General features: G+C 66.2%; 14 protein-coding genes. 10 read left to right on the top strand and 4 right to left on the bottom strand.

Annotated elements, in window-relative coordinates; all coding sequences use genetic code 11:
* Nucleotides 1-49: 49 nt before the first annotated feature.
* Together ppdK and AB7008_RS12885 are read left to right on the top strand one after the other, a co-directional pair.
* Complete coding sequence (ppdK, locus tag AB7008_RS12880; RefSeq protein ID WP_441258911.1) at nt 50-2,989, top strand: pyruvate, phosphate dikinase; 2,940 nt, start codon at nt 50-52, stop codon at nt 2,987-2,989.
* Nucleotides 2,990-3,496: 507 nt separating this feature from the next.
* Nucleotides 3,497-4,951, top strand: coding sequence for a cell wall hydrolase (locus AB7008_RS12885; protein ID WP_441258912.1), 1,455 nt, complete (start codon nt 3,497-3,499; stop codon nt 4,949-4,951).
* 126 nt (nt 4,952-5,077) lie between these two features.
* Here the strand turns inward: AB7008_RS12885 and nadC are convergent, their stop codons facing one another.
* Genes nadC through nadA form a run of 3 tightly spaced genes read right to left on the bottom strand, consistent with a single transcriptional unit; the run spans nt 5,078 to nt 8,691 of the window.
* Entirely contained in the window at nt 5,078-5,956 is an 879-nt protein-coding gene (gene nadC, locus AB7008_RS12890; protein ID WP_248881725.1) for a carboxylating nicotinate-nucleotide diphosphorylase, read from the bottom strand.
* Nucleotides 5,957-5,967: 11 nt separating this feature from the next.
* Nucleotides 5,968-7,575 carry an L-aspartate oxidase gene (locus AB7008_RS12895; RefSeq protein ID WP_441258913.1) on the bottom strand — a complete coding sequence of 536 codons (1,608 nt, stop codon included), beginning with the start codon at nt 7,573-7,575 and terminating at the stop codon, nt 5,968-5,970.
* Nucleotides 7,576-7,584: 9 nt separating this feature from the next.
* Nucleotides 7,585-8,691 (bottom strand): quinolinate synthase NadA, encoded by a 1,107-nt coding sequence (gene nadA, locus AB7008_RS12900; RefSeq protein ID WP_248881727.1) that lies wholly within the window; start codon nt 8,689-8,691, stop codon nt 7,585-7,587.
* Nucleotides 8,692-9,027: 336 nt separating this feature from the next.
* Between nadA and AB7008_RS12905 the strand changes: the two genes are divergently transcribed.
* The 8 genes from AB7008_RS12905 to AB7008_RS12940 all read left to right on the top strand — a co-directional run bounded on the left by AB7008_RS12905 (nt 9,028) and on the right by AB7008_RS12940 (nt 20,413).
* A complete protein-coding gene (locus tag AB7008_RS12905; RefSeq protein WP_441258914.1) occupies nt 9,028-10,281 on the top strand; it encodes an MFS transporter in 1,254 nt (417 codons plus the stop codon).
* 41 nt (nt 10,282-10,322) lie between these two features.
* Entirely contained in the window at nt 10,323-11,309 is a 987-nt protein-coding gene (gene acuI, locus AB7008_RS12910; RefSeq protein ID WP_441258915.1) for an acrylyl-CoA reductase (NADPH), read from the top strand.
* 112 nt (nt 11,310-11,421) lie between these two features.
* Nucleotides 11,422-12,021, top strand: coding sequence for a hypothetical protein (locus tag AB7008_RS12915; RefSeq protein WP_028158177.1), 600 nt, complete (start codon nt 11,422-11,424; stop codon nt 12,019-12,021).
* Nucleotides 12,022-12,175: 154 nt separating this feature from the next.
* Complete coding sequence (locus tag AB7008_RS12920) at nt 12,176-12,409, top strand: DUF6894 family protein (protein ID WP_028152150.1); 234 nt, start codon at nt 12,176-12,178, stop codon at nt 12,407-12,409.
* A 225-nt stretch (nt 12,410-12,634) separates the two neighbouring features.
* Nucleotides 12,635-14,377 carry a methyl-accepting chemotaxis protein gene (locus tag AB7008_RS12925; RefSeq protein WP_441258916.1) on the top strand — a complete coding sequence of 581 codons (1,743 nt, stop codon included), beginning with the start codon at nt 12,635-12,637 and terminating at the stop codon, nt 14,375-14,377.
* Between the two features lie 179 nt (nt 14,378-14,556).
* Nucleotides 14,557-16,263 (top strand): methyl-accepting chemotaxis protein, encoded by a 1,707-nt coding sequence (locus AB7008_RS12930; RefSeq protein WP_304493029.1) that lies wholly within the window; start codon nt 14,557-14,559, stop codon nt 16,261-16,263.
* A gap of 205 nt (nt 16,264-16,468) precedes the next feature.
* Nucleotides 16,469-18,439, top strand: coding sequence for a methyl-accepting chemotaxis protein (locus tag AB7008_RS12935; protein WP_441258917.1), 1,971 nt, complete (start codon nt 16,469-16,471; stop codon nt 18,437-18,439).
* Nucleotides 18,440-18,724: 285 nt separating this feature from the next.
* The gene (locus tag AB7008_RS12940) at nt 18,725-20,413 is read left to right on the top strand and encodes a methyl-accepting chemotaxis protein (protein ID WP_441258918.1); all 1,689 of its coding nucleotides are present in this window, start codon (nt 18,725-18,727) and stop codon (nt 20,411-20,413) included.
* Between the two features lie 3 nt (nt 20,414-20,416).
* Here AB7008_RS12940 and AB7008_RS12945 read toward each other — a convergent pair whose 3' ends face one another.
* Nucleotides 20,417-23,137, bottom strand: coding sequence for a DUF2339 domain-containing protein (locus AB7008_RS12945; RefSeq protein ID WP_441258919.1), 2,721 nt, complete (start codon nt 23,135-23,137; stop codon nt 20,417-20,419).
* Nucleotides 23,138-23,167 lie beyond the last annotated feature (30 nt).

The following is a 23,167-nucleotide window of genomic DNA, read 5'->3' on the forward strand; positions in this document are numbered from 1 at the left end:
GGTGTAAGGCGCGCGATTTCCCTTTCCTCTCGCAGGTTGTGTGCAAGCTATGGCCAAAGCCGCCTCGAAGCCTTCTAAAACTGCAGCGAAATCAAAGCCCTCCACCAAGGCGAAAGCCGCGCCGGCGGCTCGCAAGGCGCTCGCCAAGAGCACCTTGAAGAGCGCCCCGAAGCCGGTCGCAAAGCCGGCTGCGAAGGCCGCTCCAAAGTCGGCGGCGAAGGCTGCGACCAAGGCGGCCGCGCCGAAGGTTGCCGTGAAGCCCGCGCCCAAAAAGGCCGCGCCCGCCAAGGCGGCACCAGCCGCGGCCAAGGCCGGCAAATGGGTGTTCACGTTCGGCGACGGCAAGGCCGAGGGCCGGACGGAGATGCGCGACCTGCTTGGCGGCAAGGGCGCCAACCTCGCCGAGATGGCCAATCTCGGCCTTCCCGTGCCTCCCGGCTTCACCATCCCGACCTCGGTCTGCACCTACTTCTACGCGCACGACAAGTCCTATCCGAAGGAATTGCAGGCGCAGGTTGAGAAGGCGCTCGACCATGTCGGCAAGTTGACCGGCAAGGTGTTCGGCGACGTCAAAAACCCGCTGCTCGTCTCCGTGCGCTCCGGCGCGCGTGCCTCGATGCCGGGCATGATGGACACCGTGCTCAATCTCGGCCTCAACGACGAGACCGTGGAAGCGCTGTCGGAACTGTCGGGCGACCGTCGCTTCGCCTATGACAGCTACCGCCGCTTCATCACCATGTATTCGGACGTGGTGCTCGGCTTCGAGCATCATCACTTCGAGGAAATCCTCGACACCTTCAAGGACAGCCAGGGCTATACGCTCGACACGGACCTCAGCGCCGAGGACTGGGTCGGACTGGTCGGCAAGTACAAGGACGCGGTCGCGCGCGAGACCGGCAAGGATTTCCCGCAGGATCCGCACGACCAGCTCTGGGGCGCGATCGGCGCGGTGTTCTCATCCTGGATGAACGCCCGTGCGGTGACCTATCGCAAGCTGCACGACATTCCGGAATCCTGGGGCACCGCGGTCAACGTGCAGGCCATGGTGTTCGGCAACATGGGCGAGACGTCGGCAACCGGCGTCGCTTTCACCCGCAACCCCTCGACCGGCGAGAGCAAGCTCTACGGCGAGTTCCTGATCAACGCGCAGGGCGAGGACGTGGTGGCGGGCATCCGCACGCCGCAGGACATCACCGAGGAAGCGCGCAAGGAATCCGGTTCCGACAAGGCGTCGATGGAAGCGGCGATGCCGGAAGCCTTCAAGGAGCTGACGCGGATCTACACGCTGCTCGAGAAGCACTACCGCGACATGCAGGACATGGAGTTCACGGTCGAGCAGGGCAAGCTGTGGATGCTCCAGACCCGCGGCGGCAAGCGCACCGCCAAGGCGGCGCTGCGCATCGCGGTCGAGCTCGCCAATGAAGGGCTGATCTCGAAGAAGGAAGCGGTGACGCGGATCGATCCCGCCTCGCTCGACCAGCTGCTGCATCCGACCATCGATCCCGACGCTAAGCGCGATGTCATCGCGACCGGCCTGCCGGCCTCGCCCGGCGCGGCCTCCGGCGAGATCGTGTTCTCCTCGGACGAGGCGGCCAAGCTCCAGGCCGACGGACGCAAGGTGATCCTGGTTCGCATCGAGACCAGCCCGGAAGACATCCACGGCATGCACGCCGCCGAAGGCATCTTGACCACCCGCGGCGGCATGACCTCGCACGCGGCGGTGGTCGCGCGCGGCATGGGCAAGCCCTGCGTCTCCGGCTGCGGCACCATCCGCGTCGACTACGGCCGCGGCACCATGAGCATCGGCTCCCGCACCTTCAAGACCGGCGACGTCATCACCATCGACGGCTCGCTCGGCCAGGTGCTCGCCGGCCGCATGCCGATGATCGAGCCGGAGCTGTCCGGCGAGTTCGGCACGCTGATGAAATGGGCGGACCAGGTCCGCAAGATCGGCGTGCGCGTCAACGGCGACACGCCGGAGGATGCGCGCACCGCGATCAAGTTCGGCGCGGAAGGCATCGGCCTGTGCCGCACCGAGCACATGTTCTTCGAGGAGACGCGCATCCGCACGGTGCGCGAGATGATTCTCTCCGAGGACGAGCAGTCACGCCGCGCCGCGCTGGCCAAGCTGCTGCCGATGCAGCGCGCCGACTTCGTCGAGCTGTTCGAGATCATGAAGGGCCTGCCCGTCACGATCCGGCTTCTGGATCCTCCCCTCCATGAATTCCTGCCGCACACCCATGCCGAGGTCGAGGAAGTGGCGCGCGCCATGAACACCGACCCGCGGCGCCTGGCCGACCGCGCGCGCGAGCTCTCGGAGTTCAATCCGATGCTCGGTTTCCGCGGCTGCCGTATCGCGATCGCCTATCCGGAGATCGCCGAGATGCAGGCGCGTGCGATCTTCGAAGCCGCAGTCGAGGCCGAGAAGCGCACCGGCAAGGCCGTCGGCCTCGAGGTGATGGTGCCGCTGATCGCCACCAAGATGGAGCTCGACCTCGTCAAGGCGCGCATCGATGCCACCGCGAAGGCCGTGATGCGCGACACCAACACCAAGCTGACCTATCAGGTCGGCACCATGATCGAGCTGCCGCGCGCCTGCCTGCTCGCGGCCGAGATCGCCGAGAGCGCCGAGTTCTTCTCGTTCGGCACCAACGACCTCACGCAGACGACCTACGGCATCAGCCGCGACGACGCGGCGAGCTTCCTCGGTCCCTACGTGTCGAAGGGCATCTTGTCGGTTGATCCCTTCGTCGCGCTCGACCAGGAAGGCGTCGGCGAGCTCGTCAAGATCGGCGTCGCGCGCGGCCGCAAGACGCGTCCGCAGCTCAAGGTCGGCATCTGCGGCGAGCACGGCGGCGATCCCGCCTCCGTCGCCTTCTGCCACAACATCGGCCTCGACTACGTCTCCTGCTCGCCCTACCGCGTGCCGATCGCCCGCCTCGCGGCGGCGCAGGCCGCACTCGGCAAGGCGATCGCGAGCCAGGCGTAAGCGAAGCGTTGAAGTGTTGAATGCGAAGAGGCGGGGCAAAACCCCGCCTCTTTCATTTTGTACGATGATAAGTGTGTTGCATACGCAAGCCGCCACACACTCAGTGTCATCGCCCGCGAAGGCGGGCGATCCAGTACTCCGTGACGGTTGTGATTGAATCGAGAAGCCGCGGCGTACTGGATGCCCCGCTTTCGCGGGGCATGACAGCGGTGGTGGTGTGGAAGCACTTTGTGCAACACCGGGAACTCACACGCGTCCCGTAATGAGACGCCCGCGCAAGAGTTCCTTCACCATTCGCGTTGACCGAATGTTTACCGCTTTACGAGAGGCGGCGTTTACCAACGTGCATCATTGCCCGTGAAAACACCTGCAATCGCTTGAGTGTGCCGCACGCGCAACGCCGATTAACGCCCCGGCAACCTAAATTGGATACTTACAATAAAGATCGAATTGTACGGACGTACTGCGGTTCGATTTTTCTGGCGTAAGCGTAGCGTGAGCGTGTCGATGTCAGTGTTGCGTAACCATCCGAAGGGCGCGCGGTTCGCGTCCTTCGGAATCGGTCTCTGCATCTTCGCATTGATGCCGAGAGAGACCGGCTATCAGGATATCGCGTCGTTGCTGGCGCGTCAGCCCGGCGTCGCCGAGCGCTGGCAGAAGCAGGTGTTTTCTGCCGCGTCCTCGATCCAGCTCGCCACTTACAGCTTTTCCCGTCCGATCGGCACGTCGCTTCCGCAGAGTGCGATGGTTCGCCTCGCGAGCCTCGATGGTGGCGACGTCACCGGCGCGATCAGCCGCAATCCCGCGCTTCAGGTGCCGCCGCGCTACCAGGCCGCCGATTTTCCCAAGGTCGATCGCTCCATGAAGGGCGATCGCCTCGCAAGCGTCACACCCACGCAGGCGCCCGAGACGACCGCGCCGTCGGCCGCGCCGGCTCAGCAAGATCCCGCGACATCGAACAGTTCGGTGTTCGGCGCCAAGACCGCCGCGTTGCCGCAAATCATGTCGCCGGAGTCCGCGGCGGCGCTCGATCCCGAGCTTCAGGAAGCGCTGCGTGCGCCGCCGCTGCCGCAATATGCCAATCCGCCACAGGCCAGTGACGCAGCGCGCGCATTCGCGGTGCAGCCGCTCGAGGCGCTGAAGCAGGCGACCCTTCCGGACGCGGCGCCCCGCGATCCCTTCCGCGTCAAGACCTCGAACCTGTTTTTCGGCAGCTCCTCGCTCGGCGGCAATCTCGAGAGCATCGAGAGCTGGCAGCCCGGCGCCGAGCCGCTGATCGTGACGCCCGATCCCGATATGAAGGTGACGGCCGCGCTGTCGCCGCCGTCGGCCGAGATCGCCAAGGATATCGAAAGCGGCGAGAGCGTCGCGCCGAAGGGCGAGGTCAACGCCGACAACCAGCGCGCCAGATCGCCGGCGGAGCGGCTCGCGCTCGACGACAAGTCGCGCGCAAAGTCCGAGAAGTGTCTCGCCGAAGCCGTCTATTTCGAATCGCGCGGCGAGGCCGTGCGTGGCCAGATGGCGGTTGCGCAAGTCGTGATGAACCGCGTCTTCTCCGGCAAATATCCGGACACCGTGTGCGGCGCGGTCTATCAGAACAAGCACCGCCATTTGGCGTGTCAGTTCACCTTCGCCTGCGACAACAATGCCGACGTGATCCGTGAGCCCGAGATGTGGGAGCGCGCGAAGAAGATTTCGAAGGCGATGCTCGACGGCCAGATCTGGCTGCCCGAAGTGGGCAAGTCCACGCACTATCACGCCTACTGGGTGCGTCCGTCCTGGGTCGCCGAGATGAAGAAGATGTACAAGACCGGCGTTCACACCTTCTATCGCCCGCGCGCCTGGGGCGACGGCAGCGAGGAACCGAGCTGGGGCACCCCGGCCCAGACCGCCGCGCTCTCCGCCGAGCTCGCCCAGGAAGCCAAGAGCTCTGCCGAGATGGGTGTGACCGAGCGAAGGTAGCGTCTCCACAGAGAGACCGTCATGCCCGGGCTTGTCCCGGGCATCCACGTTCTCTGTGCTGTGCGGCGAGACGTGGATGGCCGGGACAAGCCCGGCCATGACGTCGTGGGGGTGTTAGTGCTCCAATCACGCCTCGATATCCAGCGCGCAGTCGAAATTCGGCGCCGAATGCGTCAGCGCGCCGGATGAGGCGTAGTCGACGCCGGTCGCCGCGATGGCCGCGATCGAGTCCAGCGTGACGCCGCCGGATGCCTCCAGCTGGAGGCGCCCCTCGTTGAGCCTGACGGCCTCGCGCAGCGTCGCGAGGTCCATGTTGTCGAGCAGCACGGCATCGGCGAGCCCGGTGCCGAGCACCTCGCGCAATTGCGCGAGCGTATCGACCTCGATCTCGATCTTGACGAGATGACCGGCATGGGCGCGGGCGCGCTCCAGAACCGGGCGGATGCCGCCGGCGACCGCGATGTGGTTGTCCTTGATCAGGATCGCATCGTCGAGCCCGAAGCGGTGGTTGAAGCCGCCGCCGCAGCGCACGGCGTATTTCTCCAGCGCGCGCAATCCCGGCGTGGTCTTGCGCGTGCAGCAGATGCGCATTGTCGTGCCTTCGGTCCGCGCGACGTAGTCGGCCGTGAGCGTCGCGACGCCCGAGAGGCGGCCGACGAAATTCAGCGCGGTCCGCTCGGCCGTGAGGATGGCGCGCGCCGGGCCCGTGATCGTCAGCACGTGCTGGCCGCGGGCGACGCGCGCGGCATCGCGGACATGCGCGCGCACCTCGATGTCGGGCGAGAGCTTTTGCAGTGTTGCCAGCGCCAGCGGAAGGCCGGCAATCACGCCGGACTGGCGCGCGACTAGGATCGCTTGCGCCTTGGTCGCCTCCGGGATCGTTGCAAGCGAGGTGATGTCGCCGGCGCGGCCGAGATCCTCGTCGAGCGCGCGGTGCACGGCCTCGTCGATCGCAAGCGGCGACAGGAAGGCGTCGGGATAGAGCAGTGAGGTCGAGGTGATCATGAAGGACTCCATCAGGCGATCATCGGTCGGGCGGTGCGTGGCAGCGGACGCTCGCTCAAACTCTCCGCGATCTCACGTGCCTCCGTGAGCGTCGTCATCGTTCGCTGCGCCAGCGCGGGGACTTCCGCCGGATGGTCGGAGCGGAGATGCGCGCCGCGGCTCTCGCATCGGTTCCAGGCGGAAGCCGCGACGAGCAGGGCTGACGCCGCCATGTTGCGGAGCGCGATGCTTGCGGGCCCGCGTTCGACTGTGGCGAAGCTGCGCACGGCCTCCGCAAGCCCGTCAGCGTTGCGGATCACGCCAACCTGCGCGCTCATCATCGTTCGCAACCGTTTCACGGCGGCAGCGTCCGGAGTGCCGCCACGCGACGTCACCAACGCATCGGGAAGGCGGGCAGGCGATGGGATCGCGCGGCCGGCGATGTCGTCGGCGATGCGGGCGGCGTAGACCACCGCCTCCAGGAGCGAATTCGACGCCAGCCGGTTGGCGCCGTGCGCGCCGGTGGACGACACTTCGCCCGCGGCCCAGAGCCCGTCGATCGAGCTGCGGCCCTGCTCGTCCACCGCGATGCCGCCCATGTGGTAGTGCGCCGCCGGCGCGATCGGGATGGCCTGCGTGGCGGGATCGATGCCGGCCGCGATGCAGCTTGCATGCACGGTCGGAAATTTGTCGCCGAAGCGCGCACCCAGCGCCTGCCGTGCATCGAGGAAGGCACCGCGCCCGGCCGCGATCTCCGCGAATACGCCGCGGGCCACGATGTCGCGCGGCGCGAGCTCTGCGAGCGGATGGAGCGTCGTCATGTAACGTTCGCCATCGCCGTTGATCAGCGTCGCGCCTTCGCCGCGCAGCGCCTCCGTTGCCAGCGGCGCCGGGTCGCGCCCGGCCATGATGGCGGTTGGGTGAAACTGCACGAATTCAGGGTCGGCGATCACGGCGCCGGCGCGTGCTGCGATTGCGAGGCCCGAGCCGCTGGCTTCGAGCGGGTTGGTGGTGACGGCATAGAGATGGCCGAGGCCGCCGGTCGCCAGCACCACCGCGCGAGAGGCCAGCAGGAGCGGACGTGCCGCGGGATTGCCGGCCTCGCGCAATTGAAGACCGGTGACCGCGCCGTCCTCGGTCAACAGCGCTTCGGCGACGAGACCTTCGATCAGTCGGATCGACGGCGTGCGGCGTACGGCCCCGCTCAGCGCCGCGATGATCGCGGCTCCGGCCCCGTCGCCGCGCACATGCACGATGCGCCGCGCCGAATGCGCGGCCTCGCGGCCGACAGCGAGCTTGCCTTCGAGGTCGCGGTCGAATGGCACGCCATAGGCGAGTAGGTCATGGATTCGCGGTGCGGCCTCGCGCGCGATGCCGAGTGCGACCGCTTCATCGACGAGACCGCCGCCGACGGCGATGGTGTCGGCGGCGTGCGCCTCCGGGCTATCGCCTTCGGCTACGGCCGCGGCGATGCCGCCTTGCGCCCATGCGGACGACGCGCCCTGTCCGAGCGGCGCGGCCGAGATCAGCGTCACCGGCCGCGGCGCGAGCTTCAGTGCACAAAAGAGTCCGGCGAGGCCGCCGCCGACGATGACGACGTCATCGGTGCTGCGGGTGAGGTTGTGAATGTTGTCTTGCATGTTCTGTGCTCAATTCTTCAGATTGATCATCCGCTCGACCGAGCGCCGCGCGCGTTCCGCGAGGGCGGGATCGATCGTGACCTGCTCGCCAAGCGTGAGCAGGCTGTCCAGAATGTTGGCCAGCGTGATGCGCTTCATGTGCGGGCAGAGATTGCAGGGGCGAAGCATCTCCACATCAGGCAGCTCGGCGCGGACATTGTCGGCCATCGAGCATTCCGTAATCATGACGAGCCGCCGCGGCCGCCGCTCGCGCACCCAGTTGATCATGTGCGCGGTCGAGCCGGTGAAATCGGCTTCCGCCAGCACATCAGGCGGGCATTCGGGATGCGCGATGATCTGCACGGAGGGGTCGGCCTCGCGATAAGCGCGCAGCTCCTCGCCGGTAAAACGCTCGTGCACCTCGCAGGCGCCCTTCCAGGCGATGATCTTCACGTCGGTCTTCGAGGCGACGTAAGTCGCGAGATAGCGATCGGGCAGGAAGATCACGCTCGGCGCGTTCAGGCTCTCGACCACTTGCACCGCGTTCGACGAGGTGCAGCAGATGTCGACCTCCGCCTTCACGTCCGCCGACGTGTTGACATAGGCGACGACGGGCACGCCGGGAAATTTCTCGCGGAGCAGGCGAACGTCCGCGCCCGTGATGCTGTCCGCGAGCGAGCAGCCGGCGCGCGCGTCCGGGATCAGTACCATTTTGTCCGGGTTGAGCAGCTTTGACGTCTCCGCCATGAAGTGCACGCCGCATTGCACGATGATGTCGGCCTTCACCTTGGTCGCTTCGATCGCGAGCTGAAGCGAGTCGCCGCCGATGTCGGCGACGCAATGAAAGATCTCCGGCGCCTGGTAGTTGTGCGCGAGGATGACCGCGCCCCGGGCCTGCTTCAGCTCGTTGATCGCCTTGATCGTCGGCGCCATCAGCGGCCACTCGATCGGGGGGATCACGTGCTTCACGCGCTCGTAGAGCGGCGCAGTCGCCCGCTCGACGTCCGCAGTCCATTCCAGTGAGGGCTTCGGCAGCGCGGGGCCGGTTCGCGCTGCTATGGCGCGCGGAGGGGCGGGGACTTGGCCCTGCGGCCGGTTGGCGAAGTCGTCGGGGCCGTAAATTCCAGTGATGGGCATCGAAGCCTCCCGTGAATCTAATTATGCTCTATGTGAGTATATATGGAGCCTGAGAAATCCGGCCGAGAGGCCGGTGGGGTTTCACCAGAGCTTACATATACTCAATCTGAGTAAATCAAAGATAACACGCGCCCGCGCAGGCCGCTAGCCCCAGCCGCACACATTCCCGTCAAGTCGCACCCAGCGCGTCAGGCGAGGCCGCGTTGAAACGCAATGCTCCCGCGGCAGCCCTTCGTGGAACGCAATCATTTTTGGCTTGGGATCTTCATGCATCTGCATTAAACGCGTGACTCGCGGTTGCCTATTCCGGATCCGCCAGCGACTGATGGGGAACCCATGTCCACTCAAGCGGGCGAGCTCGGTCCGGTCTCGCGTTCCTCCTCCTGGCGTACCCCGGCCATCATCATTCTCTGCGGCTGTGCCATCGGCATGCTCGGCTTCGGCCCGCGCTCGGCGCTCGGCTTCTTCGTGCAGCCGATGAGCCACGAATTCGCCTGGGGCCGCGACGTGTTCGGCCTCGCGATCGCCGTGCAGAACCTGCTGTGGGGATTGGGCCAGCCCCTTGCCGGCGCCGTCGCCGATCGCTTCGGCCTGTTCCGGGTGATGTGTGTCGGCGCGCTGCTTTACGCCGGCGGCCTGCTGCTGATGCGCTATTCCTCGACGCCGCTGTCGCTGAATCTCGGCGCGGGCGTGATGGTGGGATTCGGTCTCGCCGGCTGCTCGTTCAACCTGGTGCTGTCGGCCTTCACCAAGCTGTTGCCGGCGGAGAAGCGCGGCCTTGCACTCGGCGCCGGTACCGCGGCGGGCTCGTTCGGGCAGTTCCTGTTCGCGCCGATCGGCGTCGCGCTGATCGACAATTTCGGCTGGCAGCAGGCACTCACCGTGTTCGGCTTCCTGATGCTGCTGATCATCCCGCTGTCGCTGGCGCTCTCGACGCCGCCGGTCGCAACCACGGCCAATGCGACGCCGGCGGATGAGCAGACCTTCACGAAAGCGCTCGCCGAAGCCTTCGGCCATCGCTCCTATGTGCTGCTGGTGCTCGGCTTCTTCACCTGCGGCTTCCAGCTCGCCTTCATCACCGTGCATCTGCCGGCGTTCCTGGTCGATCGCGGCATCTCGACGCAAACCGGCGGCTGGGTGATCGCGGCGATCGGCCTGTTCAACATCATGGGATCGCTGAGCGTCGGCTATCTCCAGAACTCGCTGCCCAAGCGCCACATCCTCTCCGCGATCTATTTCACGCGCGCGCTTGCGACGCTCGCCTTCATCTCGTTCCCGATCACGCCGTTCTCGGCGATCGCATTCGGTGCGGTCTCCGGCCTGACCTGGCTGTCGACGGTACCGCCGACCTCGGCGCTGGTCGCGCTGATGTTCGGCACGCGCTGGCTCGCCACGCTCTATGGCTTCGCCTTCGTCAGCCATCAGGTCGGCGGCTTCCTCGGCGTCTGGCTTGGCGGCATCGTGTTCGAAAAGTTCGGTTCCTATACGCCGATCTGGTGGCTCTCGATCCTGTTCGGCGTGCTCTCCGCGCTGATCAATCTTCCGATCGTGGAGAAACCGGTTCAGCGGGCGGTTGCGCAGCCTGCCTGATCGGCTAAACATCCCCTGAAACAAGTCCAGGGAGTTCAGTCGTGGCCACATTCAAGGCGATCCGGATCGACAAGGCGGACAAGGGCACCACCGCCGCACTCACGCAGTTTGACGATTCCGAGCTGATGGACGGTGATGTCACGGTCCGCGTGGAATGGTCGACACTGAACTACAAGGACGGCCTCGCGCTCACCGGCAAGGCGCCGGTGGTGCGTCGTTTCCCGATGATCGCCGGCATCGATTTCGCCGGCACGGTTGAAACCTCCGCCCATCCGCAATGGAAGGCGGGCGACAAGGTCGTCTGCACCGGCTGGGGCATGGGCGAGACCCATCTCGGCGCCTATGCCGAGAAGGCGCGGGTCAAGGGCGACTGGCTGGTCGCCTTGCCGCAGGGCCTGTCGGCGCGTGACGCCATGGCGATCGGCACCGCCGGCTTCACCGCGATGCTGTCGGTGCTGGCGCTGGAGAAGCACGGCCTGTCGCCGAAGAGCGGCCCTGTGGTGGTGACGGGCGCGGCCGGCGGCGTCGGCTCGGTCGCCACCGCCGTGCTCTCGAAGCTCGGTTATCACGTCATCGCCTCGACCGGCCGCGCCTCGGAAGCCGACTATTTGAAAGAGATCGGTGCGGCCGAGATCATCGACCGCAATGAATTGTCGGCGGCGGCCAAGCCCCTCGCCAAGGAGCGCTGGGCGGGCGGCGTCGACAGCGTCGGCTCGACCACGCTCGCGAATCTCCTCTCGATGACGAAGTATGGCGGTGCGATCGCGGCGTGCGGCCTGGCGGCCGGCATGGACCTGCCGTCGTCTGTCGCCCCCTTCATTTTGCGCGGGGTGTGCCTTCTCGGCATCGATTCCGTGATGTGCCCGATCGAGCCGCGGAAAGCCGCCTGGAAGCGTCTGGCCTCGGATCTGGATCGGACAAAACTATCTGAAATTACTCATGAAATTCCGCTCGAGGAAGTTTCGGAATGGGGCGCGAAAATCCTCGCCGGCCAGGTCCGCGGCCGCATCGTGGTAAAAATTCTCTAACGGCGTTCAGACTTTACCAACCAAGCTGCTTCAATGTTGCCTTGGTTAGTATGGTAAGCAGCGGGTAAAGAGATAAGGCATCGCCCGCGCTGGGGTTGGTTCGGAGTTGAGCATGCTTGCGCGTATTGTGTTGGGGGCTGTCACGGCGGCAGCGACGTTTGCGCCGGCCATTGCAGGAAGCATGAACGCCGACGAGGCGCGCCGCTTCGTTGCCGGTAAAGTGTTCGCCTTCACCTGCTTCGACGGTACCCGCGGCGCAGGCCGCATTCTGGACGATCTCGGCGCCGCCGGCGCGGTGCAGTTCTCGGGCGCAGGCCCGGTGAAGCATCTCCGCCTGCCCGGCAACACGCTCCAGATCCGCGGGCAGAACGTCTGCGCCTCGATCAAGGGCATTCCGTTCGAGCCCTGCTTCAACCTGGAAAAGACCGACGATCGCAGCTTCCGCGGCTCGGTGTCGGGCATGGGCTTCGCCTATTGCGACTTCCGCCACCAGGGCGGCAATCAGATGCTGATGGCCCGCGCCGTGGCGCGTCCGCGTTCGCTGCGCTCTTCGGAGCGTACCGGTTCGGTCGCTGCGTCCAACACTGAAGTCGCCGCGCGCGTCGAGACGCCGCGTGTCGAGAGCGGCCGGCTCGAGCCGGTGAAGTCCGAAGCCAAATCGGAACCCGCCAGGAACGACGCTCCGCTGGAATTGCGCCGCTCGACCCAGTGAGCTGGCTGCACGGGACCGCCCGCGCATTTTGTCGTTGAAGATATTCATCGGTCACCAAGCCGTCGCGCCGTAGTCATACGGACGGCGGCTTTCATGCCTTGGTAGCGACTCGCGTCCCAGTTTGCGCAGGGCCGGGGAGTGCAAGGGTTCTACGATGTCGCTGTATTTCTTTCGCATCAGCACCGGTCGTTATTCCGGCGCCGCCGACCAGCCGTACGAGTTCGAGGATCGCGCCGCCGCCTGGGCCGAGATGAGCGAGGTCTGCGCCAACCTGCTCGGCAGCATCGCGCGCAACCTGAAGCCGAATGCGAAGTGGAGCATGGAGCTGCTCGACGAGAACAAGAAGCCGGTCTTCCGCGTCAGCCTGGTCGGTGAGACCGTATGCTGATGCCCGCGAACGGTAAACCGTTAACGGACGCCAGTGCGTGCAAATCCGCGAGATCCATCTCGTTACACGTGAAAAGTGCGCAACTGCAGTAGTTTAAGCGCCATTTCAGTATTTCTACCCAGGCTGCCGCTGCCGCCCTTAACGTTAATGAGCAACCTCGCGGGTTAGCCTTCCCGGATTGTTCACGCGCGTTGGCGCGGCAATGCATATCCGGGGATTACGTCGATGATGTTCATTCAGAACCTGCGAATTGGCACCAAGCTCGCCATCACGTCCGCGCTGACCATCGGGCTCGTCACGCTGATGATCTTCCTCCAGATGAGCGGCGGCGCCGAGGTTCAGAAGCTCAGCAATGCCGCATCGGCGCAGCAGGCGATCGCGCAGAACGCTGCAGAAGCGAAAGCCTCGGTGCGCGGGATGCAGATCGGCATTCGCGACATCCTGACATCATCCTCGTCGGCCGAAATGCAGAAGGCCGCCACCTATTTCAATGATCGCCTGACGGCGGCGCTGAAGTTCTCGGGCGAGATGGCGAAGCTGTCGCACTCGCCGGAGAACCACAAACGAATCGACCGTTTGACTGTGCTGATCGGCAATTACCAGAAGGGCGAGCAGCAAATCGAAACGATCCGCAAGCAGGAGCTAGCGCTCGAAGGCAAGAAGGACGGCGAAGCGGCGGCGCAGTACGCAAAGCTCGTGTCCGATATCGACCGCATCCGCAAGGAAACGCTGGCGCCGATCAACGAAGAGATCTCGGAGCTGACCAACGAGATCACCAATTTTGCCAAGCAGAAGAGCGTCGAAGCCCGCACTGAGGCCGAAGCAGAGGCGGCGTCGGTGGCGCGGACCTCGTTCATCACCGGTATGCTGGTCGCGCTGGTTCTGATCGGGGCATGCATCTTCTCCGTCTTCAGCATTGCGCGGCCCATGCGCGCATTGACCGCGGCGATGGAGAAGCTCGCCGGCGGCGATTTCTCCGTGGTGCTGCCGGGCCTCGGCCGCAAGGACGAGGTCGGCGAAGTCGCCGGTGCCGTCGAAAAATTCAAGATCGTGTCCGAACAGAAGGCGCGGGAGGATGCGGAAGCCAAGTCGCGGCAGGATCAGCTCGCGGCCGAGCAGCGCAGGTCCGAGATGCGCAGGCTCGCCGACAGCTTCGAAGGCGCCGTCGGCGAGATCGTCGGTACGGTGTCATCGGCTTCCACGGAGCTTGAAGCATCCGCCACCACGCTCACCTCGACCGCGGAGCGCACGCAGCAGCTCACCACCATGGTCGCAGCCGCCTCCGAAGAGGCCTCCACCAACGTGCAGTCGGTGGCCTCGGCAACGGAGGAGCTGTCGTCGTCGATCACCGAGATCAGCCGCCAGGTGCAGGAATCGGCGCGCGTCGCCAGCGAGGCGGTCGGCCAGGCCCGCACCACCACCGACCGTGTCAGCGAGCTGTCGAAGGCGGCGACGCGGATCGGCGACGTCGTCGAGCTGATCAACACCATCGCCGGCCAGACCAACCTGCTGGCGCTCAACGCCACGATCGAGGCCGCGCGTGCCGGTGAAGCGGGCCGCGGTTTTGCCGTGGTCGCCTCCGAGGTCAAGGCGCTCGCCGAGCAGACCGCGAAGGCAACCGGTGAGATCGGCCAGCAGATCGCCAGCATTCAGGCCGCGACCGAGCATTCGGTCGGCGCCATCAGGGACATCAGCGACACCATCGAGAAGCTGTCGGAGATCTCCTCGGCGATCGCGGCTGCAGTGGAAGAGCAGGGCGCCGCGACGCAGGAAATCTCCCGCAACGTGCAGCAGGCGGCGGAAGGCACCCATCAAGTGTCGTCCAACATCACCGACGTGCAGCGCGGCGCAAGCGAGACCGGCTCGGCATCCTCGCAGGTGTTGGCGGCGGCGCAGTCGCTGTCCGGCGACAGCAATCGCCTCAAGCTCGAGGTCGGCAAGTTCTTGGGTACCGTTCGCGCGGCCTAAGCAAAACCGCAGGGAGAGCCTTGCTCCCTGCGCAACTCTCGGGATGCAAGAGCGGCGTCGATCGCGGTGAAAACTCCGTGTTTCTACGGCAAACGTGGTTAAGGGAAGCGGAATGGTTTTGGACGAAGTTCATGGGAATTCAGCCGCTTGCGCGGCATCGTCCATGAAGGGTTCCAGTCATGCATTTTCTCGGCCGCTTCCGCATCCTGAGCAAGATCCTCGGGATCGTCCTCCTGCTGTGCGGGATCGGCGCCGCGATCGCCTGGATTGGCGTCTCCGCCCTCAGCGATCTCAGCGAAAAGGCCGACGTGATGTCGACCGCGGCCAAGCGGGCCCTGCTCGCCGCGCGCGCCAACCAGAACGTCATCGCGCTGAACCGCGCTGAATTCCGCAGTGCGCTCGATCCGCGCGACGACAATCGCCTGGCCGCGCGTGATGTCATCAACGCCCAGCTCAAGCAGTATCAGGAACGTTTCGACGAGGTCAGCCAGACCCCGGACGAGAAGGCCAAGACGCTGCTCCCGGGCGTGCGCGAGGCGTTCTCGGCCTACAAGAGCCAGATGGACACGACGCTCGCGGCCGTCGATGCCGAGAAGTCGGCGAAGCTCAGCGACAGCGCCGACAAGCTGCGCGACACCGCGATGAAGAGCAGGGCCGCTGCGGAGAACCTTCAAGGCAAGATCCGCGAACTCGCAGATCGGCTGAATGCGCGCGTCGAGGAGAAGAGCAAGGAAGCGCGCGAGCAGTATGAAACGACGTCACGCTTCCTGATCATCCTCGCAGGCCTCGGTGTCATCATCGGCGGCGCGTTGGGCTTCATCATCGGTCAGTACGGCATCGCGCGGCCGATCCGCATGATCGTCGGTGTGCTCCAGGAGCTTGCCGCCGGCCGCTATCAGGTCGAGATCGCCGGCCTTGATCGCAAGGACGAGGTCGGCGAAGTCGCCAAGACCGCGGAAGTGTTCCGGGAGAACGGCCTTGCCAAGATCCGGATGGAAGCCGAGCAGAAGGAGATGGAGCAGCGCAGCGCGGTGCAGCGTCGCCAGGACATGCTCCGGCTTGCCGACCAGTTTGAAACCGCCGTCGGCGAGGTGATCGAGACCGTGAGCTCGGCCTCGACCGAGCTCGAGGCTTCCGCGACGACGCTGACCTCGACTGCGGAGCACGCGCAGCAACTTGCGACCGTGGTCGCTTCGGCCTCCGAGGAAGCCTCCACCAACGTGCAGTCGGTGGCCTCCGCGACCGAGGAGCTGTCGTCGTCGATCACCGAGATCAGTCGGCAGGTGCAGGAATCCGCGCGCGTGGCGAGCGAGGCCGTCACCCAGGCCCGCACCACGACCGAACGGGTCAGCGAACTGTCGAAGGCGGCAACGCGGATCGGCGACGTCGTCGAGCTGATCAACACCATCGCGGGCCAGACCAACCTGCTGGCGCTCAACGCCACGATCGAGGCTGCACGTGCCGGCGAAGCTGGCCGTGGCTTCGCCGTCGTCGCCTCCGAAGTGAAGGCGCTTGCCGAGCAGACCGCGAAGGCGACCGGCGAGATCGGCCAGCAGATTTCCGGCATCCAGTCTGCTACCCAGGAATCGGTCGGCGCCATCAAGGACATCAGCGACACAATCGAACGACTGTCGGAGATCTCTTCGGCGATCGCGGCGGCGGTGGAGGAGCAGGGCGCGGCGACGCAGGAGATCTCCCGCAACGTGCAGCAGGCGGCGGAAGGCACCCATCAAGTGTCGTCCAACATCACCGACGTGCAACGCGGTGCGAGCGAGACCGGCTCGGCGTCCTCGCAGGTGCTTTCGGCTGCGCAGTCGCTGTCCGGCGACAGCAGCCGCCTCAAGCTCGAGGTCGGGAAGTTCCTCACCACGGTACGCGCCGCCTGAGGGCGGCCGTCCTCACCCCGTCATCCGTCGCTTGCAACCGCCGCGCGAGGACGCGTGGCGGCTCGCATGCGTCCGCGGCCGATGCCGCGGTGAGAAGGTCCGCACGGTTAACCTTCCGGAAAACCGATACAGTCATGATCTCGCAATATTCGGGTGCCGAGTCGCCCTCCCTGTATTGCGTATCGAACGTATCGGAGCACATTCAATGAGCGGCTTTTCCATTCGCCTCACCCACAAGGTCATGGCGATCGGACTCTTCGGCCTTGTCGGTCTCGTCGTCTTCGGCGCTATCTACGAGATCGGCAGCCTCTCTCAGGACGCCTCCCGCACCGTTGCCAACCGCGCCCGCGCGATCGCTGACCTCAACAATCAGCTCACGATCGAGATGCTGGAGGCGCGCCGCAACGAGAAGAACTTTCAGCAGCGCCGCAACGAAAGCTACGCCAAGGCCCATGCCGAGCTGATGGGACCGATCAACCGCGATTTCGACGAGGTCGGGCGGTTGATGGCGGCCGGCGGCATGAGCGCGCTGTCCGACAGGATCAGGCAGGCGCATGACGGCTTCAAACGCTACGCTGAGCATTTCAAGGCGCTCGTCGTGGCCGAGACCAGAATCGGGCTGAACGAGACGCTTGGCCTGTCCGGCTCGCTCCGCGCCGCCGTGCACGACATCGAGGTGAGGCTCAAGGAGATCGACGATCCCAGGACGACGAGCTGGATGCTGATGATGCGCCGGCACGAGAAGGACTTCATGCTGCGGCGCGACCCCAAATACATTGCCGAAGTGAAGAAGGCCGCGGTTGAATTCTCCAAGGCGATCGAGGTGGTCGCAGTCCCGACGGCGGTGATGAACGACATCACAGCCAAGCTCCAGAAGTACCAATCCGAGTTCGCGGCCTGGGCCGAGACCGCGCAGCAGAGCGCTGCGCTGGACGCGAGCATGATGAAGACATTCCGCGAGCTCGAACCCTCCATGGTCGAGGTGCGGACCGCCGTCGACGCCATGTACAAGCAGGCCGACGCCGCGGAAGCCGCAACGCGCGATGCCGTACGCCTGTGGATGATGATTGCTTTCGCCGTCACTGTCGTCGTGCTCGCCGTGGTCGGCTTCTTCCTCGGGCGGTCGATCTCGAAGGCGCTGTCCGGCATGGTTGGTGCGATGACGCGGCTCGCGCGCGGCGATCTCTCGATTACCGTTCCGGGCGTCGGGCGCAAGGACGAGATCGGCGAGATGGCCGGCGCGGTCGAGGTGTTCAGAACCAACATGGCGGAGGCCGAGCGGCTGCGTGCGGAGCAGGCCGAGGCTGACGCGCGCGGGCGCGAACGGCGCAAGGCGGATATGCAGCGCCTCGCCGACGGGTTTGAAGGCGCGGTCGGCGAGATCATCGACACGGTGTCGTCGGCGGCAACCGAGCTCGAGGCGTCCTCCAACACGCTGACCCAGGCCGCCGAGCGCGGTAACGGGCTCGCCACGGCGGTGGCGGCGGCCTCGGAGGAGGCGTCCGCGAACGTGCAGTCGGTGTCCTCGGCGAGCGAGGAGATGACCACATCGATCTCGGAGATCAGCCGCCAGGTGCAGGAATCGGCCCGCGTCGCCGACGTCGCGGTGGAGCAGGCCCGGCGCACCAACGCGCGCGTCGCCGAACTGACCAAGGCGGCAGGCCGCATCGGCGACGTGGTCGAGCTGATCAACACGATCGCCAGCCAGACCAATCTGCTGGCGTTGAATGCCACGATCGAGGCGGCGCGGGCGGGCGAGGCCGGCAAGGGCTTTGCGGTGGTCGCGACCGAAGTGAAGGCGCTCGCCGAGCAGACCGCGAAGGCCACCGGCGAGATCGGCCAGCACATCGGCGCGATCCAGACCGCGACGCAGGATTCGGTCGGCGCGATCAAGGAGATCGGCGACACCATCGCGCGGATGTCGGAAATTTCCTCGGCCATCGCCGCAGCGGTGGAGGAGCAGGGCGCCGCGACGCAGGAGATCTCCCGCAACATCCAGCATGCCGCGCAAGGCACCTCGGAAGTCTCCGCCAATATCGGTAACGTCCAGCGCGGCGCAGGCGAGACCGGGGCTGCCTCCGCGCAGGTTCACTCGGCAGCACAATCGCTGTCTCAGGAGAGCAACCGGCTGAAGAGTGAGGTCGCGCGCTTCCTGGAGTCGGTCCGGGCGGCGTGAGGTCGTCGGCCGTCTTGTGCGAGCCGCGCATTGCGCTTTGTGCTGGTGTGGCGCTGCGCGATGTTTATTGCGCTGCAACGCTTGATTGCTGAACATATAACGGCAGCGACAGCGAATTCCGTAGTTTCACTAGGTCCCTGTTAACGCCTGTTTGCAACTATGGGCGCAATCTTACCGGATAAGAACCAGCCAGCATTGTTGGAATGACTTCCGCCCTCTCGTCCGTCGCGACGATAGCGGCGCGGGTGACTTGTGCGTTGCTAGGTATCATCGGGATTTGTCGTGATGTCGAAGTTGTCGATCGTGTTCAAGCTTCTGACCGTGTTGTCGGTCCTCGTGTTGTCGCTCGCCGGCGTCGGCGTGATGGCGATCGGTACGATGCAGAGTATCAATTCCCACACCGTCGAGATCGCCGAGAGCTGGCTGCCGAGCGTGCGTGCGCTCGGCTCGCTTCGCGCCGACATCAACGAGCTGCGCGTCGCGCTGCGCCTGCACCTGATGCAGGACACCGCCGAGGGCAAGGAAGCCGCCGAGAAGCGCCTCGCCTCGCTGCAGGGTCGCATCGACCAGACCCGCAAGGTCTACGAGCCGCTGATCACCTCAGCCGAGGAGCGCTCGCTCTATGAGCAGTGGAGCAAGGCGTGGGCTGAGTACCTGAACGGGGTGCAGGACGTCATGGCGCTGTCGCGCAAGGGCGTTGGTCGCTTCCCGACCGATGCCAACGAGCTGTTGCAGACCAAGGTCGCGAAGATGGCCCAGGCCGCCGACCCGCTGCTCCAGAAGGGCATCGAGATGAACAACCGGGGCGCCGAGCTGGAGACGAAGCAGGCGGCCGACAGCTACGCCACGATCTTCCGCGTGCTGGTCGGCATCATCGTGTTCTCGGTGGTGATCGCGATCGGAGCCGCCTATTATCTCGTGCGTGACGTTTCTCGCGGGATTGCCTCGATCATCCGTCCGATGCAGTCGCTTGGCGAAGGCGACCTCTCCGCCGAGGTGCCGCATCGCGGCGAGAAGACCGAGATCGGCTCGATGGCGGATGCGCTCCAGATCTTCAAGGAGGCGTTGATCGCCAAGAAGGCCGCCGACGAACTCGCTGCGGCCGACGCCGAAGCCAAGATCGAACGCGGCCGCCGCGTCGACGCCATCACCCGCAAATTCGAGGCCATGATCGGCGAGGTCGTCGGCACCGTGTCGTCGGCCTCGACCGAGCTCGAGGCGTCCGCGACCACGCTGACCAACACGGCGCAGCGCGGACAGGAGCTTGCAACCGTGGTCGCTGCGGCGTCCGAGGAAGCCTCCACCAACGTCCAGGCGGTTGCATCCGCGTCGGAGGAGCTGTCATCCTCCATCACCGAGATCAGCCGCCGCGTGCAGGATTCGGCGCGGATGGCCGCAGAGGCCGTCGAGCAGGCGACGCGGACCAACGACCGCGTCAACGCGCTGTCGCAGGCGGCATCGCGCATCGGCGACGTGGTCGAACTGATCAACACCATCGCCGGTCAGACCAATCTGCTGGCGCTCAACGCCACCATCGAGGCGGCGCGTGCCGGTGAAGCCGGCCGCGGCTTCGCGGTCGTTGCCTCCGAGGTCAAGGCGCTGGCCGAGCAGACCGCGAAAGCGACCGGCGAGATCGGGGCGCAGGTCTCCGGGATCCAGGCTGCGACGCAGGAATCCGTCAGCGCCATCCAGGAGATCGGCGGCACCATCGAGCGGCTGTCCGAGGTGTCGGCGGCCATCGCGGCCGCCGTCGAGGAGCAGGGCGCGGCCACGCAGGAGATCTCGCGCAACGTGCAGCAGGCTTCGGTCGGCACGCAGGAGGTCTCGATGAACATCACGGACGTGCAGCGTGGTGCGATCGAGACCGGCTCGGCGTCGACGGAGGTGCTGTCGGCGGCGAAATCGCTGGCAACCGACAGCACGCGGCTCAAGGTCGAGGTCGCGCAGTTCCTGGAGTCGGTCCGCGCGGCCTGATCCTCAAGTGCTCGCCTGCGGAGCCGGCGGCGGCGCGACCTGCCGCCGGAACAGGATGCGCTGGTAGAGCCCGCCGATCGCGACCAGCACGATGCCGAGGCACATGAACGACAGCGCGCGATAGACGCCTGTCAGCGTCGACATGTCGATCACGAAGGCCTTCAGGATCGTCAGCGCGATCACCGCGGCCGACGCCAGCCGTGCCCGCTCGGAGTTGACGAGAATGCCGACGCCGAGTAGCACGACGCCGAAGCCGAGCCAGCCGATCGAATAGGTGTATTGCTCCGCGCCCGTGGTGGCGCCGTAGAGCAGGACCGGGCCGTGATAGAAGCGGCGGATCTCCAGCGTCAAATAGGTCAGCGCGAACACCAGCGCACCGCCGGCAATCGTGTTCGCATAGGCGACGGGGCGATGTCCGGCCACCGCATAGGACAGCAGCAGCATCAGCACCGCCGGGAGAGCGTAGCCGAGCAGCAGCAGGTTGAAGACGAGACCGCCGACATCGACGCTGGAGAGCAGCCACGGATTCTCCAGGATCAGCAGGCCGAACACGCTGATGAGCCCGGCGATCGCGGTGAGCACGACCGCGCCGACATTGTGAACGATGCTGTGGCTCCTCAGCCGTAGCCGCTCCAGCCCGATCGCCATGGCGAGCGCGACGCAGACTTGCAGGCCAAATTCGAGCAGCGAGGGCGGTGACGTCATGAGCCCGCCGGTGGCGAGATGCCGAATCTCCATGAAGGCGAGCAGCGCGGTGAACAGGATCGCGGCGGCCTCCACGATGCGCAGCGGCGGATCGTCACCGCGGCGGCGCAGGAAGATGCTCGCGCCCCAGAACGAGGCCGCCGGCAGGCCGTAGCCCCACAACAGCCAGTTGAAGATCGGCGTGGTGCCGACGGCATCGCCGACGATGCGCGGATCATAGCCGATGCGCGCGGTCACGATCGCGGCAAAGATGGCGGCGAGCCGGCGCAGGACCGGGATCGGCCGCTGCAGCGAGATCCAGGCCGTGCCGAGCGACATCAGCGCCAGCGCGATGGTGAGCCAGCCCTTTTCGAGGGCGAAGGTCAGCGCCAGCGCCAGCGCGCCGAGCGTGCCGGTCGCGAACAGCGCGACGGAGGTCGCAGCGCCCGGCCGATCTTCGCGGCGCGCCAGCGCTTCGGTCGCAGCGCCAAAGGCGGCGGCGAGCAGCACCGCGAGAATCGCGAACGGGATCGAGCGGTCGAGATGGGCGATGCGCGCGTAGAGCGCAACGAGGATCGCGATCGGCGTCGCAACCGCTGCCGCCGACCACACCACCGGGATGACCGCCGAGTTCGAGCGGCCCTGCGCGAGAAAGCCCGCGATGCCGAAGCCGGCCGCGAAGATCGCGGCCATCACCAGATGCAGCGTCACCGAACTGTCGATCGCAGTTGGCCCGACGTCGGGCATCGGACCACCCGGCAGCACCAGCATGTCGGGATTGGCGCGCACCGCCCATTCGGCGAACACGATGAAGACGGTCGCAGCCGCCGCACCCAGCGCGCCGGTCGCCGCCGGCGCGCGCCAGGCGACGAGCAGCGTCGCGCCGACGAGAAGCGTGAAGGCGATCAGCGCAAGGTCCGCATGCGCGCTCGACAGCACGATCAGCATCGCGCCGAACAGATAGGCGCCGAGCGAGCTCGACGACACCGGCTCGATCTCGCCGTCCTCGACGGTCGGACCGAACATGAAGCCGCAGACCACGAGAAGGGCTGCGAGCACGAAGCCCGCGATCGCATGGAAGGCGTGCGGCGCAACCTGCAGCTCGCTGGTATCGAGCCCCGGGAAGATCCAGAGCACGGCGAAGGCGATGGTCGTGACCGCGAGCCAGCGCCACAGCCGGATGCGGGCGAGACCGAAGCTCGCAGCAGTGACGATCGCAAGATAGATATAGAGCGCCCAATAGTCCGGCTTGCCGCTGGAGACGAGGATCGGCGTCACGAACGCGCCGACCACGCCGAGGCCCGCGAGTGCGGGCCCATGCAACAGCGCCGCGGCGAGCGTGCCGAGCGCGACGAGGCCGAGCAGCACGAACGCGGTGGCGGGCACGAGGAAGCCATAGAGCGCATAGGCCGCGTAGATGGTCGCGAACGCCACGGCCGTTCCGGCCGCGGTGAGGATCGCGGGGATGTTGGCGATCGGCAGCGCCGCGATGTTGGAGATGCTCTCCTTGCGCCGCGACCATTCGCCGGCGCCCAGCAGCGCGGCTGCGAACAGCCCGCCGAGGAACACGCGCACGCCGGGGCCGACGAGGCCCGCCTCGATCGAATAGCGCACCATGAAGAAGCCGCCGAGCGCGAGCGCAAGGCCGCCGATCCAGACCACCCAGCGCGTGCCGAGCCGCTCCTCGAAGCCAGGCTCTCTAATATCAGGTGCCGGCGCGGGCAGCGGCGGCGGTGCGTCGGCCTCGGTGCTCGCCGCGAGCGGCGGCGGTGAAACCTCTTCGGTGACGAGCGGAGGCGGAGCCACCTCGGCTTCGGGCACGAGCGGCGGCGGCTCGGCGGCCGTCGTCGCGGGCGCCTCGGCGTGCACCTGCGCGGGCATCAGCGGCGGCGGCTGCACCTGCCGCTGCGCGTAAAACATCTCTTCGAGCGAGGCCAGCCGGCGGCGCAACTCGGCCGCCTGGCTGGAGGCCTTGATCGCGATCAGGACAGCGATGATCGCAATGATCAGCGCAAAGACGTCAAACGGGCCGTCGAACATGAAGCCTCCAGGCAACCGGCGGGCAGGGGC

This window comes from Bradyrhizobium sp. 521_C7_N1_3, from assembly GCF_052075975.1.
GTDB lineage: Bacteria > Pseudomonadota > Alphaproteobacteria > Rhizobiales > Xanthobacteraceae > Bradyrhizobium > Bradyrhizobium japonicum.